The 15,972-nt window shown below is 63.2% G+C and carries 12 protein-coding genes; 6 read left to right on the top strand and 6 right to left on the bottom strand.

Annotated elements, in window-relative coordinates:
• The first annotated feature begins 14 nt into the window (after nt 1-14).
• The 4 genes from art_RS03250 to art_RS03235 all read left to right on the top strand — a co-directional run bounded on the left by art_RS03250 (nt 15) and on the right by art_RS03235 (nt 3,153).
• Complete coding sequence (locus art_RS03250; RefSeq protein ID WP_038462478.1) at nt 15-476, top strand: peroxiredoxin; 462 nt, start codon at nt 15-17, stop codon at nt 474-476.
• Between the two features lie 95 nt (nt 477-571).
• Complete coding sequence (locus art_RS03245; RefSeq protein ID WP_038462477.1) at nt 572-826, top strand: type B 50S ribosomal protein L31; 255 nt, start codon at nt 572-574, stop codon at nt 824-826.
• A gap of 201 nt (nt 827-1,027) precedes the next feature.
• Nucleotides 1,028-2,089 carry a biotin/lipoate A/B protein ligase family protein gene (locus art_RS03240; RefSeq protein WP_038462476.1) on the top strand — a complete coding sequence of 354 codons (1,062 nt, stop codon included), beginning with the start codon at nt 1,028-1,030 and terminating at the stop codon, nt 2,087-2,089.
• Nucleotides 2,086-3,153, top strand: coding sequence for a tellurite resistance/C4-dicarboxylate transporter family protein (locus tag art_RS03235; protein WP_157875129.1), 1,068 nt, complete (start codon nt 2,086-2,088; stop codon nt 3,151-3,153). Before art_RS03240 ends, art_RS03235 begins: the two co-directional genes overlap by 4 nt.
• Nucleotides 3,154-3,244: 91 nt before the next feature.
• Here the strand turns inward: art_RS03235 and pepN are convergent, their stop codons facing one another.
• The 4 genes from pepN to glgC form a co-directional block, all read right to left on the bottom strand.
• Nucleotides 3,245-5,896 carry an aminopeptidase N gene (pepN, locus tag art_RS03230; RefSeq protein ID WP_038462475.1) on the bottom strand — a complete coding sequence of 884 codons (2,652 nt, stop codon included), beginning with the start codon at nt 5,894-5,896 and terminating at the stop codon, nt 3,245-3,247.
• A gap of 73 nt (nt 5,897-5,969) precedes the next feature.
• On the bottom strand, nt 5,970-7,031 hold the full coding sequence (locus art_RS03225; RefSeq protein ID WP_038462474.1) for a YeiH family protein: 1,062 nt from the start codon (nt 7,029-7,031) through the stop codon (nt 5,970-5,972).
• The gene (locus art_RS03220; RefSeq protein WP_038462473.1) at nt 7,031-8,470 is read right to left on the bottom strand and encodes an SDR family NAD(P)-dependent oxidoreductase; all 1,440 of its coding nucleotides are present in this window, start codon (nt 8,468-8,470) and stop codon (nt 7,031-7,033) included. Before art_RS03220 ends, art_RS03225 begins: the two co-directional genes overlap by 1 nt.
• A complete protein-coding gene (gene glgC / locus art_RS03215) occupies nt 8,467-9,912 on the bottom strand; it encodes a glucose-1-phosphate adenylyltransferase (protein WP_038462471.1) in 1,446 nt (481 codons plus the stop codon). The genes art_RS03220 and glgC overlap by 4 nt, the downstream gene beginning before the upstream one ends.
• Nucleotides 9,913-10,017: 105 nt before the next feature.
• Between glgC and glgA the strand changes: the two genes are divergently transcribed.
• Nucleotides 10,018-11,220 (top strand): glycogen synthase, encoded by a 1,203-nt coding sequence (gene glgA, locus art_RS03210; protein WP_038462469.1) that lies wholly within the window; start codon nt 10,018-10,020, stop codon nt 11,218-11,220.
• A gap of 449 nt (nt 11,221-11,669) precedes the next feature.
• On the opposite strand, the gene art_RS03205 is transcribed toward glgA, so the two are convergent.
• Nucleotides 11,670-13,745 (bottom strand): acyl-CoA dehydrogenase, encoded by a 2,076-nt coding sequence (locus tag art_RS03205; protein WP_038462467.1) that lies wholly within the window; start codon nt 13,743-13,745, stop codon nt 11,670-11,672.
• 19 nt (nt 13,746-13,764) lie between these two features.
• Nucleotides 13,765-14,451: a TetR/AcrR family transcriptional regulator gene (locus art_RS03200; protein ID WP_052135949.1), complete on the bottom strand. Its 687-nt coding sequence runs from the start codon at nt 14,449-14,451 to the stop codon at nt 13,765-13,767.
• 158 nt (nt 14,452-14,609) lie between these two features.
• Between art_RS03200 and art_RS03195 the strand changes: the two genes are divergently transcribed.
• Nucleotides 14,610-15,968 carry an acetyl-CoA C-acetyltransferase gene (locus art_RS03195; RefSeq protein WP_052135948.1) on the top strand — a complete coding sequence of 453 codons (1,359 nt, stop codon included), beginning with the start codon at nt 14,610-14,612 and terminating at the stop codon, nt 15,966-15,968.
• Nucleotides 15,969-15,972 lie beyond the last annotated feature (4 nt).

Raw genomic sequence — 15,972 nt, 5'->3', positions numbered from 1 at the left:
AGTAGTGTGGAAGCATGAAGATTGATGAGAAAGTGCCCGCCTTTTCGCTCCAGGACCAGCACGGCGAGCTGCGCAGCCTGGCAGAACTGACCGCAGACGGGCCCCTGGTGATTTTCTTTTACCCCCTGGCCGGCAGCGGCGGCTGTACCAAGGAGGCCTGCCACTTCCGGGACCTGGCGGCAGAGTTCGCGAAAGCAGGGGCCTCCATTGTTGGCATCAGCACCGATTCCGTGGCGAAACAGCTCGACTTCGCCACGAAAAACCATTTTGACTATCCCCTTCTGAGCGACACGAAGGGTGAGGTGGCAGATTTGTTTGGTGTCCGGCGTCGTTTGTTGGCAAAGTCACTTCCCACCAAACGGGCCACCTTCATTGTGGATTCCGGCCAAATCCTGCGTTTCCAGGTATCCAGCGAAACCAATATGAACGTGCACGCCAACGATGCGCTGGCTGCCTTGGCCCAGCGGGCTTGGTGAAATCGTCGCAAGCCGGTAAAGTTTCTAGCTGGTCCTTGTGGCCATAACATTCATCCGTCTGGCAAAATCCAGGCAATAACACTCTGAGGTTCATAGTGAAGCAGAACACCCACCCCAAGTACGAAGCAATCGTTTTCAACGACCTGGCTTCCGGCACCAAGTTCCTGACGCGCTCCACCGCAACGTCCAAGAAGACCATCGAATGGGAAGATGGCAACACCTACCCCATCATCGACGTGGAAATCTCCTCAGAGTCACACCCGTTCTACACGGGCAAGCAGCGCATCATGGACAGCGCCGGCCGTGTCGAGCGCTTCAACGCCCGCTTCGCAGGCTTCGGCAAGAAGTAACACTTCTTCCCACAGTTTTTATGGCAGGGCCCGCACCGTATGGTGCGGGCCCTGCTTTTTAATCGAGTACGCAGTTGTTGGACTCGGAAAGCGAATTCCGGAGCTTTTTGGTCCAACAACTGCGTACTCGATTCCAGCGGGCCCAAGTTCGAGGTTGCGGAGTGGTTTTGCGTGGAGCCCGTGTGACGGGAAGATGGAGTCATGTCTTCTCTACTGCACGGCGAATATAAGGTCCATGGCGGAAAATTGGTGGTCGTTGACGTCCAGGTGGCGCACGGGCTCCTCAAGGGAGTCCGTGTCAGCGGAGATTTCTTCCTGGAACCCGACGAGGCGCTGGAGCGCATCAACGATGCACTGAACGGCTTGTCGGCCTCGCTGCCTGCCGAAGCATTGGCGGATGCCATCACGGCAGCCCTGCCGCCTGACGCCGTGCTATTTGGCTTCTCGGCCCAGGCAGTCGCCATCACCGTCCGCCGGGCACTGACCAAGGCAACAAGCTGGATTGACCACGAATGGGACGTGATCGCACCGACGGTGCTGCCCACTGCCATCAATGTCGCCCTGGACGAGGTGCTCGCCGAAGAGGTGGGTGCCGGGCGGCGCAACCCGACCCTGCGTTTCTGGGATTGGGACGAGCCGTCCGTGGTGATTGGCTCCTTCCAGTCGGTGCGCAACGAACTGGACCCGGCCGGCGTCGAAAAATACGGCATCAACGTGGTGCGCCGGATCAGTGGCGGGGGGGCCATGTTCATGGAGGCCGGAAACTGCATCACCTACTCCCTGTACCTGCCCCAGACCCTGGTGGACGGGCTGAACTTTGAAGACTCGTACAAGTTCCTTGACGCCTGGGTGCTGGCCGCACTGGAATCCATGGGCATCGAGGCGTTCTATGTCCCGCTCAACGACATCGCCACCGACAAGGGCAAGATTGGCGGAGCCGCCCAGAAGCGCCTGAGCAACGGCGCCATGGTCCACCATGTGACCATGAGCTACGACATCGACGCCGACAAGATGGTGGAAGTGTTGCGGATCGGCAAGGAAAAACTGTCGGATAAGGGAACCCGCTCCGCGAAGAAGCGCGTGGATCCGCTGCGGCGCCAGAGCGGCATGAGCCGGGCGGAAATCCTGGCCCGCATGTCCGAGACGTTTACCGCCCGCTACGGCGCCCGGCCCTCCACCCTGACCGAGGCCGAACTGGCGGAGGCGGCGCGCAGGGTTGAGACGAAGTTCGGCACAGACGAGTGGCTGCACCGGGTCCCATGAGTTCACGTGCCCGCACCGCCGCGACGCTGAGGAGCCGGTGGCCTAACCAGCCGCCGGCCTCGTTTGCCTTCGTCATGGCCACGGGCATTGTTGCCTCCGCCCTGCTCGACGCCGGCTGGACCGTGGCGTCCTGGACGCTGCTGTGGATCGCCGTCGGTGGCCTGGCACTGCTGTTCATCGGCCTGCTCGGCCGCCTGCTGAACCACACGGACGAGGCCGTCGCTGACTTCCGCAACCCGCACAAGGGTTTCGGCTACCTGACCATGGTGGCCGCCATCAACGTGGTGGGCATTGGTTTCCATCCGGTGGCGCCGGCCGTCACCTGGATCATGGCAGCCATGAGCATCCCGCTCTGGCTGTTCCTGGCCTACGGCGTTCCGCTGTCGATGATGCTGCGCACCGAAATTGGTGAGGCGCTGCGCCCGCGGCTGCTGCCCGTGGACGGCACCTGGTTCCTGTGGGTGGTCTCCACCCAGTCACTGTCGATGGCCGCCGCCTCCCTGGCCTCGGGCGGCAGCAGTGTCCGGCTGCTCAGCGACGCGGCGGTGGCATTGTGGGGCGTGGGCATCATGCTGTATCTCACCCTCACGACCCTTGTCATGCTGCGGTTGCTGACGGGCGGTGAAAACCTGGGCGGGATTGTGCCGACCAACTGGATCTTCATGGGTGCCACCGCCATCACCGTCTTGGCCGGGTCGATGATCCTGCACCTGCCGTCCGAGGTACCCGTCATCGCCATGGCCGGCCCCACGGTGGGCGGCATCAGCTACCTCCTGTGGGCGTTTGGGCTGTGGTGGGTGCCGCTGCTGGTGGCCTTCGGCTTCTGGCGCCATGTGGTGCGGCGCGAGCCGGTGCGCTACACCACTGCCCTGTGGTCGATCGTGTTTCCGTTGGGCATGTTTGCCGTGGCAACGTATAGGTTCGGCACGGAGAACCACATGCCCCTTGTGGCGTGGGTTGGCAATGTGGCAACCTGGGTTGCTGTGGCGGCGTGGCTTGCGGTTGTCCTGGGCATGACCGCCACGTTCCTCCGCTGGGTGCGGCGAGGGACGCCTGCAGCCTAGACCGCAAACGCCCCGCACCATCCGTCACAGCAGGCCAAGCCCGACGGCGCCCGCCTGCCGTTGCGCTGTTATTCGCTACGCGGGCTTGCAGTTAAGCCGCAGCCTGTGCCCGCAGCGCCCGCAGCAACTGGTCCCGCTGCTCGATCACCATCCGCCGCAGCCCGGGCGCCGCAGCCGGGTGCCCAGCGAGCCAGCCGTCGGTGCGGTGCACCACGGGATGGTGCTCGGGGGAGGTGCCGGGCACCAGATCCTGGGACAGGGGGAACAGCCCGCGCACAATGCGCCCCGCAATTTCCAGGCTCCGGCCGTTCCACACGTCCTCAATGGCCAGGAAGTACGGCTCGATGAACGGCTCCAGCAGCGCGGCGTCGCCCACCGTGAAGCCGGCAATCGTGGCACTGAGCAGTTCATTGCTGAGCGCCGTTTCCGCAACGGCTTCCTGCCAACGCTGTGCCTTGCCCTCCGCCACCGGCAGTGCGGCAATCGCCGTGCAGTGGTTGGCCCGGTGCTCGGCCGTCGTGTCCGCCGCCAATTCAGCATCCACATCGGCCACGGTCGCCGCGCCGCGTGCCGCCAGCTGCTGCCACAGCAGCCAGCGTAGGCTGCCGTCAACCACCAGCCCGGGCGGAACGTTGACTCCCGCCAGCCACTCACGGCTGCGCGGGTTGACCGCGTCGGCGCCGCGGCCCAGCAGCGCCAGGGTGCGCGCCCATATGAGCTGTTCGTCGCTGCCCGGCGCCGCCTCCTGCAAATGGTGTTCGACACCGGCACGCAACAGTTCCGCGGCGCCGGCACGATCAGGGGCCGGGCAGTAATGTTCCAAGGCCGACAGTGCATTGTCCGCCAGGGTCTGCAGCAGGCTGGTGTCTGCCTCGCCTCCTGCGTGGGCCACCACCGTGCGCAGGTATACGGCGGCAGGCAGGAGAGCGTCTCGCGTGGCGTTCCACAGCGCCGACCACACGAGGCTGCGTGCCAGCGGGTCCGCAATGGTGCCCACACCGGTCAGGGCTGTGCTGAGCGAAGCAGCGTCCAGGCGAACCTTGGCATAGCTCAGGTCCTGGTCGTTGACCAGTACCAGGTCGGGGGACGGGCGCCCAACAGCCTCGGCAACCACCGTCTCCTGCCCCACCACATCGATGGTGAACGATTCGCTCCGGACCAGGGCTCCGGCGTCGTACTTGAAAAAGCCAACTGCCAGGCGGTGCGGGCGTAGGGCTTCGCTGCCGGTGACCGGGTCGATGGCCGTCTGGGTGATGGTCAGGGAGCTGACGGCGCCCTTGTCGATGTCCAGGTCGGGGGTCAGCGTGGACATGCCGGAGGTGCCCAGCCACTGGCCGGCCCACTCGTCTAGGGCGCGGCCCGAGGCTTTGCTGAGCGGGTCCAGCAGGTCGCCCAGGGAGGTGTTGGAGTACTCATGGGTCCTGAAGTACTCCCGCGAGCCGGCGATGAACGCGTCCTGGCCCACGTACGCCACAAGCTGTTTGAGCACGGAGGCGCCCTTGGCGTAGGTGATGCCGTCAAAGTTGGCCTTGGCGGCTTCCAGGTCGGGAATGTCGGCGACGATGGGGTGTGTGGTGGGGAGCTGGTCCTGCGTGTACGCCCAGGCCTTGCGCCGGCTGGCGAACATGACCCAGGACTTTGGCCCCCAGGGGGTGGCTTCGGCCACGGCGAGGTGGCCCATGAAGTCGGCAAACGATTCCTTCAACCACAAATCGTCCCACCAACCCATGGTGACGAGATCTCCAAACCACATGTGCGCCATCTCGTGCATGATCGTGTTGGCGCGCTGCTGGTAGGCGGTGTCGGTGGCGCGGGAGGCGTGCAGATACGCCTCGGTGAAGGTGACGAGGCCCGGATTTTCCATCGCGCCGAGGTTGTATTCGGGCACGAAGGCCTGGTCGTACTTGCCGAAGGGGTACGGGTAGTCGAAGAGCTCGTTGAAGTACGCCAGGCCAGCCTTGGTGACCGTGAAGATCTCAGCGGCATCAAAGTGGCCCGCGAGGGAGGCCCGGCAATAAGCGGCCAGGGGGATCTCCAGCTCCTGGCCGGCGTGGGCGCTGTCCGCGCCAAAGGTCATGGAGAAGTGGTCCTCCACCTTGAAGTACGGCCCCGCCAGGACGGTGGTGATGTAGGTGGAGATGGGCAGGGTGGGCGCGAAGTCCCAGCGGCGGGCTCCGGTCTCCGGCAGCACGTCATGGCGGGCCACCGACTGGTTCGAGGCAACTTCCCAGCCGTTGGGGGCGGTCACGCGGAAAGTGTAAGGGGCCTTCAAATCGGGCTGTTCAAAGTTCGCAAAGACGCGGCGCGCATCGGCCGGCTCATACTGTGTATACGTGTAGGTCTTGCCGTCGGCGGGATCGACGAAGCGGTGCAGGCCCTCGCCGCTGCTGGAGTACGCGGCAGTGGCGGCGACCACCACTTCGTTCTCGGCAGCCAGGTTCGGCAGGTGGATGCGGGAGCCGTCCACCACCTCGCTGACAGCCAGGGAGGTGCCGTTTAGGACAACCGACTCAACACTGAGTCCGATGAAGTCAAGGAACGTGCCGGCCTGCTCCGTCGCTTCATCGGCAGCGGAGTCATCCGCCGGCACCTCCGCCGCGAAGGTGATGGTGGTGGTGCTGGGGAAGCCTGGGACCGTGGGGTCTTCGGCCAGGCTCAGGTCAAGGTCAACGTCATAGTTGTGAACCGTGATGAGGGATTTTCGGGCAGCTGCTTCGCTTCGCAAAAGATTAAAATTGGACACCAATTCATTCAATCACGGACCCTTGGAAAAGGTGGATCAAGTCAGCAAAGGCTGCTGAGTTGAGAAGGGCGGGTCAGGCCGACATCAGGTGCACCGCGCCGAATGCCAGCGCGGCAATCAGAACCCAGGAACACAGCGCCATGAGCGTGGCCCGCAACCCGGTGGCCAGCAGCTCGCGGACCCGGACACTGGAGCCCAACCCGAACAGTGCCGCACCCAGTGTGATGTCCTGGCCCAGTGCGCCAGCCTCAATGGCACCCTCGGGCAGCCAACCTGTGGTGCGCAGCGCCGCCATGAGCAGGAAGCCGATCACGAACAGGGGGATCACGGGTGGGAACTTGGGGGCCGCCACGGGGTCGGCGCTGGCCGCGCGTTTGAGCTCCAGGGCCTGGGCATGGCGCTTGCGCTCAAGCGCACCGGCCACGCCAACAATGGGGGCCAGCAGCACAACACGGGTCAGTTTGACCACCACGGCGGCGCTCAGGGCAACCGCGCCGGCGGTCTGTGCCGTGGCCACCACTTGTCCCACATCGTGGACTCCGGCGCCCACCCACTGGCCGAACTGCAGTGTGCTGAGCCCAAGCGGATTCATCAGCAGCGGCAGAATACCGATGGCGAGCGTGCCACACAGCGTCACCAGGGCCACCGGGATGACGGTGTCCTCATGCTTAGTGCCCTTGACCGCGGCCATGGCGCCGATTGCGGACGCGCCGCAGATGGAAAAGCCCGTAGCAATCAGCAAGGGAGTGTCGCCCGCCAGCCGGAACAGCTTGCCCAGCACCAGCGTGCCGGCAAAACTGAGCAGCACCACGGAAATGATGAGGGCCACGCTGAGCCAGCCAAGGTCCATGATGTCGCCCAGGCTGAGCTTGAGGCCCAGGAAGACAATGCCGGCGCGCATCAGGTGCTTCCCAGCAAAATTCAGCCCCTTCCGCCACGGCCCCTGGCACAGCGCCGACGTTCCTGGCAGGTTGACCGCTGCAATGCCAAGCACGACGGCGACCGTCATGGCCGGGAGCATCGGCACCAGTGCGTGGACCAGGAGGGAGACGGCCACCGCGGCCAGGGCGACGCCCAAGCCGGGAGCCAGCGTACGTGCCGTCGCAGCGAAACCGGGACTGCCGGCGTCGGGCATCACCACGGGCTGGGCTTGTAGTCCTTGAGGAAGACACCGTATTGGTCCTCGCCGGACTCTCCCATCACGATCGGGTCGTAGACCCGCGCTGCGCCATCCACCAGGTCAAGGGGTGCGTGGAAGCCTTCTTCAGCCAGGCGCACCTTGGTGTAGTGCGGGCGTTCGTCGGTGATCCAGCCGGTGTCGACCGCGGTCATGAGGATGCCATCGGCGTCGAGCATCTCCTTGGCGCTGGTGCGGGTGAGCATGTTCAGGGCGGCCTTGGCCATGTTGGTGTGCGGGTGGCCGGGACCCTTGTAGGCGCGGGAGAACTGTCCCTCCATGGCGGAGACGTTCACAATGTATTTGCGGTGCGCGGTGGATGCCGTCATGGCCGGACGCAGGCGTGAGACGAGCAGGAACGGTGCCGTGACGTTGCACAGCTGGACCTCGAGCATCTCCAGCGGGTCGACCTGGTCGACGACCTGGGTCCAGCTGTTGATGGCCGCCACATCGGGGACGAGGCCCCCGGCGTCAATGGCCGTGCCTGCCTCGATGCGCTCCAGCGAGGCCGAGCCCATAGAGAGCGCCAGCGACGCAAGCTCGTCACCGGCCAGCTTGGGGTGTTCCAGCATTTGCGTGGCCAGCGCCAGGGGGTGCTTGTCATGGGCGTGGCCGAAGGTGACCAGTTCGGGCATGGGGGTGTCCGTGGGAAGATCCTCGAGCTCGGCATCAACCAGCGGCTTGTAGGCGTTGCCGGAACGGCGCACGGTCTGTGCCGCGTTGTTGATGATGATGTCGAGGGGGCCGGCCTCGTTGAGGGAATCGGCCAGGGCCACAACCTGGGTGGGGTCGCGCAGGTCGATGCCTACGATGCGCAGCCGGTGCAGCCATTCGCTGCTGTCTTCCGTGGCGGCGAAACGCCGGGCTGCATCCTTCGGGAAACGGGTGGTGATGGTGGTGTGTGCACCGTCGCGCAGGAGGCGCAGGGCAATGTACATGCCGATTTTGGCGCGCCCACCCGTGAGGAGGGCAGTCTTGCCGCTGAGGTCGGTCCGCGCGTCGCGCTTGGAATGGTTGAACGCGGCACAGTCCGGACACAGCTGGTGGTAGAAGGCATCGACCTGGGTGTAATGCTGTTTGCAGATGTAGCAGGGGCGGGAGCGCAGAAGCGTCCCCGCCGTGTCGCCAGTCGTTGAGGGTTTGAGCTTGTTGCCCCGTGTCTCATCGTCGATGCGGTCCGGCGCCGCCGTCGCGGTCAGCGCAATGACGGCCTTGTCGGCGTCGTTGATGGCGTCACGCTTGACGACCCGGCGGTGCCGCTTGACGGCTTTGAACATCTTTCCTGTGGCCCGGCGTACCAGGACATAGTCGGGATGTTCTTCGTCGTAGACGTGGATGTTCTCCAAAACCTTGAGGCAATTTTGGATTTCTTCAGGGGTCAATTCAGGGGCGCTCACCCAACAATGTTAGCCTCTTCACCGGCCGCCACAGATCCATCAGTAACCGCACTGATGGCCGCGATCTGGTTCGCCACCACTTTCTCAATGGTCTCTGGGGCGAGCTGGTGCCGGTCGATGGCCAGAGCCAGGGCCTCGGGGAGCTCCGCGGCTGCTGCCAGGGCCAGCTGCTTTTCCTGCTCGTCTGGGGGAGAAACAATCTGTCCCTTGCTCAAAACCGTCAATCCCGACTCGGTGATGGTGAAGCCGCGGGCCCTGTCCAACTCCGGGTCCACACCAATGGTGACCCCGGCGGGGATTTTGACGTTCTTGTCGATGATGGCCCTGCGCACCACTGCACCAGCCCCCACCGTCACCTTGTCCATGAGGACCGATTCCTGCACGCGGGCGCCCGCAGCTATATAGACGTCGTGGGACAACACGGAATTTTCCACCACACCGCCGGAGACCACCACACCGGCGGCAACGATGGAGTCCAGCGCCGTTCCGACCGAGTTCTGTTCGCCACGGACAAACTTCGCAGGCGGCGAGGTGGTGCTGCGGGTGAAGATGGGCCATGCCCTGTTGTACAGGTTGAAGATCGGCATGGGGGAAATCAGGTCCATGTGGGCGTCGTAGTAGGAGTCGATGGTCCCCACATCACGCCAGTAGTTCCGATCCCGGTCCGTGGCGTCGGGGATGTCGTTGGTCGAGAAGTCGTAGACGAACGCCTCGTCGCGGTTGACGAAGTAGGGGATGATGTCCCCGCCCATGTCATTCTTCGTGTCTTCCTTGACGGCGTCCTGCTCCAGTGCCTCGACCAGGGCCTCCGTGTCAAAAACATAGTTGCCCATGGAGGCCAGGAACTGGTCGGGGGCATCCGGCAGCCCTGGCGTGGATTCGGGCTTCTCAACGAAGGCAGAAATCTTGTGGGCACCAATCGCACCGGCGACTTCAGCGCCGTCGATCTCTATGACACCGAACTGGTCCGCCATCTCCAAGGGCTGGCGCACGGCGGCAACAGTGGCCCGGGCACCGGAATTGATGTGGCTTTGCACCATCTGATCAAAGTCCATGCGGTAGACGTGGTCGGCACCGACCACAACCACAATGTCAGGTTCGGCATCGACGATGAGGTTCATGGACTGGTAGATGGCATTCGCGCTGCCCAGAAACCAGCTCTTGCCGCGGCGCTGCTGCGCCGGAACCGAAGCAACATAGTTGCCCAATTGTGTGGACATCCGCCATGTTTCCGAAATATGACGGTCCAAACTGTGCGATTTGTATTGCGTCAACACCACAATTTTCAAATATCCCGAATTTGCCAGATTGGACAAAGCGAAATCGACCAACCGGAACCCGGCGAAAGGAACAGCTGGTTTAGCGCGGTCTGCTGTCAAGGGCATCAATCGTTTACCCTCACCGCCTGCTAAAACGATCGCCAGAACTTTCTTGACTGACATGATCCAACCTCCGACAGTTTGAATGGTGCACCTTGCCATGGCCTTGTATGGGTCACAACACCTTCACACTAGAACAAATGTGTCCCGACAGACTACCTTGAGAGTGTGCGTATAGATATTGTGACAAAAGAGTTTCCGCCCGAGATTTATGGCGGCGCTGGCGTGCATGTCGCCGAGCTCAGCCGCGTCTTGGCAGCCAAGGTAGATTTACGTGTACACGCGTTTGGAAATGAACGCGAGATGAACTTTCATGGCGCCACTGTTGCCTCTTATGGGAATCTTCCCGAGCTTTCAGAAGCAAATGCGGCCGTGCAGACTCTTGGTGTTGATTTGCAGGTAGTTTCAGCCATTGAGGGCTCGGACCTGGTCCATTCCCACACCTGGTATGCGAACATGGCTGGTCATATTGCTTCACTGTTGCATGGCATTCCGCATGTGCTCAGTGCCCACAGTCTGGAGCCGTTGCGGCCGTGGAAGGCCGAGCAGTTGGGCGGCGGTTATGCCGTGTCGTCCTGGGTTGAGAAGACCGCGTATGAGGGTGCTGCCGCCATCATCGCCGTCTCGGATGGCATGCGCCAAGATATCTTGCGCAGCTACCCCAACGTTGATCCTGCGAAGGTGAAGGTCATCCACAACGGCATTGACGTTGCTTCCTGGCAGCGTGATGAGAAGGACGACGTCGTCCGTTCCCTGGGGATTGATCCGGACCGTCCCAGCGTGGTGTGGGTTGGGCGCGTGACGCGCCAGAAGGGTGTGCCTTACCTTTTGAAGGCGGCCGCCGCATTGCCGCCGGAGGTTCAGTTGGTGCTGTGTGCCGGAGCTGCCGACACCCCCGCACTCGGCGCTGAGGTCAACGAATTGATTGCAGGCCTCAAGGCGCAGCGCGATGGCGTGATCGTTATTGAGCGCATGCTTCCGCGTGCTGAGCTGATTCAGGTCCTGAGCCATGCAACCGTGTTTGCCTGCCCCTCCATTTACGAGCCGCTGGGCATTGTGAACCTTGAGGCCATGGCCTGCGGTGCCGCGGTTGTTGCCAGCGCCACGGGCGGCATCCCCGAGGTGGTGGCACACGGTGAGACCGGTTTGCTGGTGCCACTGGAACAGGTCGGCGATGGCACCGGCACTCCGCTGGATCCGGATAAGTTTGTTGCCGACTTTGCTGCCGCGATGATCGAAGTGGTCAACGACCCGGCCCGGGCACGATCCATGGGGGTGAAGGGTCGCCAGCGCGCAACCGAACTGTTCTCCTGGGAGTCGATCGTCGAACAGACGCTTGAGGTGTACAGCAGCGTGCTGCCTGAGCAGTAGCTGCTGTTGCAGTGGCGCAGTGGGTGCGATGGTGCAGAAGGTGCAACCTGCTGTTACAGGGGCCTCTGAGGAGGACCCGAACTGCTCATCCCCGCCCAAGGCAACAGCCCCTCGAGTTCTGATCTGAGCGTTGAGATCAGAACTCGACGAATGTCCTAACCAGGGTCGGCATCGAACAAGCTCTACGCCTTCGTGAGCTGGCAGTTGTTGTTCCCAAAAAAGCGATTTGACGGCACCTACTGCCAGTTCGCGGCGGCGAAGGAGAGAGACGGGGAAAAAACTCCGCAAGCACAACCTATTCTCGCGAGGTTTGAGATCGCGCCCTCCCCGAGGCCGCGTCCACCCGAGGACAGGGCGTGATCTCACATCTCGAACCGTAAGCCGACGGCGGGGGGGCACCTTCGCTGAAAAGGTGACCCCCCGCCGTCGGACTTCAGGTGAGCGAAAGGCTACTTCTTCGCGGCCGCCTTGGCCTGGGCGATCAGCACCTTCTCGTCGATCGGCGCATCCGAGCTGGCACGCAGTGCACGGTAGTACTCGCGTGCCTCATCCTGGCGCTCACGCTCAATGCCGGAGGCGATCGGTGCGCGCAGGTGCTCGGGTCCGTAGCCAAACGCGTCGACCAGGTCCAGTGCGTGGGGGCGCAGCTTGGCGAGGACGCGGTTGATGTACGGGGCAAGGGTGCGGGCGCGCTGCATGGAGATGCGGCCGTTCATCAGGTACCAGTCGAGGTGCTTTTCAATCAGGCCAAGGCCAAACAGGTCGCGCAGACGGGTCAGGACATGCTTGGTGCCGGCGTCCTCAACACGGCCAAGAGCCGCAGTGAACGCCTCCCACTGCAGGAGCTCGGCATGGGCGCGGGCAGCTTCAATGAGGTCGTTCTGGTTCTCGTTGAAGATCTCTGCACCCTTTTCCTTGGGCAGCTTTGCAGCCTCCTTCAGGGCGCCGGCAACATCGGCAACCATGGTCTGGACCCGCTCGGTCAGCATCTGGCGCTGCGTGTCCTCGTCCTTGAGCGCCTTGGCCGACTTCTGGGCCGAGCCGGTGTCCGTGACGAACTGCGCCACCTGGCGCAGACCCGTCTTGTGCAAGGTCAGCTCGGCTGCCTGGCCGACGACGAACCGGGCCAGGATACCGAAGTCCAGATTGCGGAACTCCTTGCTGTAGTCGGCCAGCAGGCGCTTGGCCACGAGCTGCAGCAGCACTGTGTTGTCGCCCTCAAAGGTGGCGTAAATGTCGAGGTCCGCACGCAGCGAGGTGAAACGGTTCTCCACCATGAAACCGGCGCCGCCGCAGGCTTCACGGCACTCCTGCAGGGTGTCGAGGGCATGCCATGTGGTCATGGACTTTAGTGCTGCGGCGAGGGTTTCCAGGTCCTGGCGGTCCTCGTCCGTGTCGTGCGCGCCCGAGAAGACGTCGTCGAACTTCACCAGCAGTTCCTCGTGCGCAAACGCGGCCGCATAGGTCGTGGCCAGCAACGGCAGCAGGCGGCGCTGGTGGCGCTGGTAATCCATAAGGACAACCTCTTCGGTATCCGAGGCGGCGTTGAACTGGCGGCGTTCAGTTGCGTACTGGATGGCGATCTTCAACGCCACCTTTGAGGCCGCCACGGCAGCACCGTTCAGTGACACGCGGCCCTGCACCAAGGTGCCAAGCATCGTAAAGAAGCGGCGCCCCGGGCTGGCGATGGGGGAGCTGTAGCTGCCGTCAACGGCCACATCCCCATAACGGTTGAGCAGGTTGGTGCGTGGGATCCGCACATTGTGGAAGGCCAGGCGGCCGTTGTCGATGCCGTTGAGCCCGCCCTTGATATTGTCATCCAGCCCCTCAATGCCCGGCAGGAACTCCATCGTGTCCGGGTCGCGCAGGTCAACGTAGAACGCATGGACACCGTGATTGACGCCCTTGGTGATGAGCTGGGCAAACACGACGGCAGCCACACCGTGCACTGCAGCGTTGCCCAGGAATTCTTTCCAGGCAGCCCGGAAGGGGGTGTTGATGATGAACTCTTGCGTGCCGGCGTCGTAGGTGGCCGTGGTGCCAATGGATGCCACATCAGAGCCGTGGCCAATCTCCGTCATGGCAAAGGCGCCAGGAATGTCCAGGTTCATGATGCCCGGCAGCCACTTGTCCTGATGTTCCTCGGTGCCCAGGTGCAAAACAGCCGAACCGAACAGCCCCCACTGCACGCCACCCTTGATCTGCAATGACGGATCGGCAATGACCAGTTCCTCAAAACCGGCAACATTGCCGCCGTGGTCATCCGAGCCGCCCAAACGCGTGGGGAACGCGCGGTGGACACCGTTTTGCGCCACCAGGATGCCCAGCTGCTTGAAGACCAGCTCACGGTGTGCAACGTGGCTCAGGCCCTCAACTTTGTGCAGTTCCGGCTGTCCTGCAAGCTTGCGTGCCTGCCGGCGCACCTCAGCCCACCGGCCAAGAAGCAATTCGCCAAGCTGTGCAACGTCAACACCGGTGTTTTCGTCGTTGTTGGCGGGCGAAACAGTGGTCATTACATTGGTCATGATTATCCTTCTGTTGCGATTACTGTGCGGGGGAGAGGGCTGGGGCAACCAGCTTCCCCACGCCGTCGAAAAGCCAGGCTGAAATTTGTTCAGCCATGGCCTGGGAATTGGGTTTGGCCGGATTTTCCGGGGTCTGCAGCCATAATTCACCGGCTGTGCGCACCAATCCGATGGCCGCGGCGGGCCAATAGTCCAGGAGCGCCGATTCCGGATCGCCCAACAAGTGCCGCAGCGGGTCCGTGATCATCTCCGTCACCGAGTCGAAGAAGCCGCTCAAGTCACCTGATTGGCGGGCGTCTCCCTCGCTGGTATTTGTGGCGAAGAAATATACGTTGGGGGAGGTCTGTGCCATGTGCAGGTACGCGGCGACCATGGCGGTCACGCCGGTGCGCGGCTCGGAGGCACCCTGCCGGGCAGCCGCAATCGTGTGCTGCATCTGCCGGATGACCACGGCCCCCACCGCCTGCCGCAGTCCTGATTTGTCGCCAAAATAGCGGTAAAACACTGACTTGGATGTGCCGGCGGTGACGGCGATGTCTTCCATGGAAGCATCCGCGCCGAGCCTGTGAATGGCCCTCCGTGTTGCCTTTATTAACGCACGACGGCGTTCCTCGCGGTGCGCTTCCCACCTCGCCGATCGCCCGTCTACAGGAGAGATCGTTGTGGCCGGGGCGCCGCCGCCGGCCGCGGCACGAACTGTATCCACAGCGGCGTGTGCTGTGTCCGCGGCAGGGGAACTGCCCGGAAACGGTTCTGGGGTGGGTGGCGGTTGGCTTGACTCGCGCCGTAACGTGTTCACGATACTCAGCGTATCAGGTACGCTGAGTATCAGTAACCAACGGTGTTTCCCAAGGAGAATGCATTATGACCAGTCCCACAACGCCCACAGCCGCACAGGCCGCCCCGGCCACACCCGCTACACGCCCCGGTCTTCGCAAGGCCGTTGTTGTGGGTGGAAACCGCATCCCCTTTGCCCGCTCGGGCGGTGCGTATGCGCACTCCTCCAACCAGGACATGCTCACGGCTGCACTGGACGGACTCGTTGCCCGCTTCGGATTGGCGGATGAAGAAATTGGTGAAGTTGCAGCCGGTGCCGTGCTCAAACACTCGCGCGATTTCAACCTCACCCGGGAAGCCGTCCTGGGTTCCGCGCTGTCAGCCACCACACCTGCCTACGATCTCCAGCAGGCCTGCGCCACGGGCATGGAAGCCGTCATTGGACTCTCGAACAAGATCAAACTCGGCCAGATTGACTCCGCTATTGCCGGCGGCGTCGACTCGGCATCGGATGCACCCATCGCCGTCAGTGAAGGCCTGCGCAGCATCCTGCTGGACCTGAACCGTGCCAAGACCACCGGCCAAAAATTGAAGATCCTCAGCCGCATCCGCCCCAAGGATCTCTCTCCTGACGCCCCGTCCACGGGTGAACCTCGCACCGGCCTGTCCATGGGAGAGCACCAGGCGCTGACCACTGCACAGTGGAACATCACCCGCGAGGCCCAGGACGAACTGGCCCTGGCCAGCCACAAAAACCTGGCAGCAGCCTACGACCGCAACTTCTTCGATGACCTCATCACCCCGTTCCGCGGCCTGAACCGGGACTCGAACCTGCGCGCCGATTCCTCCATGGAAAAGCTTGCCAAGCTCAAGCCCGCCTTTGGCAAGTCACTGGGGGAAGGCGCAACCATGACAGCAGGCAACTCCACGCCGCTGACCGACGGCGCCTCCACCGTGCTGCTTGCCTCCGAAGAATGGGCCACCGCCCGCGACCTGCCCATCCTGGCCGACGTCGTTGACGGTGAAGCCGCCGCCGTCGATTTTGTGCACGGCAAGGACGGCCTGCTCATGGCCCCTGCCTTCGCCATTCCCCGTCTGCTGGCCCGCAACGGGCTGACACTGGATGACTTTGACTACTTTGAAATCCATGAGGCCTTCGCCGGAACGGTACTTAGCACCCTTGCCGCCTGGGAGGACGAGGAGTTCTCCAAGACACGCCTCGGCCTGGACGGCGCCTTCGGCTCGGTGGACCGCAGCAAGCTGAATGTGAACGGCTCATCCCTTGCCGCCGGCCACCCCTTCGCCGCAACCGGCGGACGACTCGTGGCAACACTGGCCAAGATGCTGCACGAACGCGGCGCCGTTGATGGCCGCCCCGCACGCGGCTTGATCTCCGTCTGCGCCGCCGGCGGCCAGGGCGTCGTCGCAATTTTGGAAGCACGGTAGACGC

Source organism: Arthrobacter sp. PAMC 25486 (assembly GCF_000785535.1).
Taxonomy (GTDB): Bacteria; Actinomycetota; Actinomycetes; order Actinomycetales; family Micrococcaceae; genus Specibacter.
The sequence above is the reverse complement of the archived record's forward strand: the minus strand, read 5'-3'. Positions and strand labels throughout refer to the sequence as shown.

What these genes read in the sequence shown, in the direction of transcription:
- art_RS03205 (WP_038462467.1), bottom strand. Translation starts at nt 13,745, where the DNA reads ATGACCAATGTAATGACCACTGTTTCGCCCGCCAACAACGACGAAAAC.
- art_RS03225 (WP_038462474.1), bottom strand. Translation starts at nt 7,031, where the DNA reads ATGCCCGACGCCGGCAGTCCCGGTTTCGCTGCGACGGCACGTACGCTG.
- glgC (WP_038462471.1), bottom strand. Translation starts at nt 9,912, where the DNA reads ATGTCAGTCAAGAAAGTTCTGGCGATCGTTTTAGCAGGCGGTGAGGGT.
- art_RS03195 (WP_052135948.1), top strand. Translation starts at nt 14,610, where the DNA reads ATGACCAGTCCCACAACGCCCACAGCCGCACAGGCCGCCCCGGCCACA.
- art_RS03235 (WP_157875129.1), top strand. Translation starts at nt 2,086, where the DNA reads ATGAGTTCACGTGCCCGCACCGCCGCGACGCTGAGGAGCCGGTGGCCT.
- art_RS03250 (WP_038462478.1), top strand. Translation starts at nt 15, where the DNA reads ATGAAGATTGATGAGAAAGTGCCCGCCTTTTCGCTCCAGGACCAGCAC.
- art_RS03240 (WP_038462476.1), top strand. Translation starts at nt 1,028, where the DNA reads ATGTCTTCTCTACTGCACGGCGAATATAAGGTCCATGGCGGAAAATTG.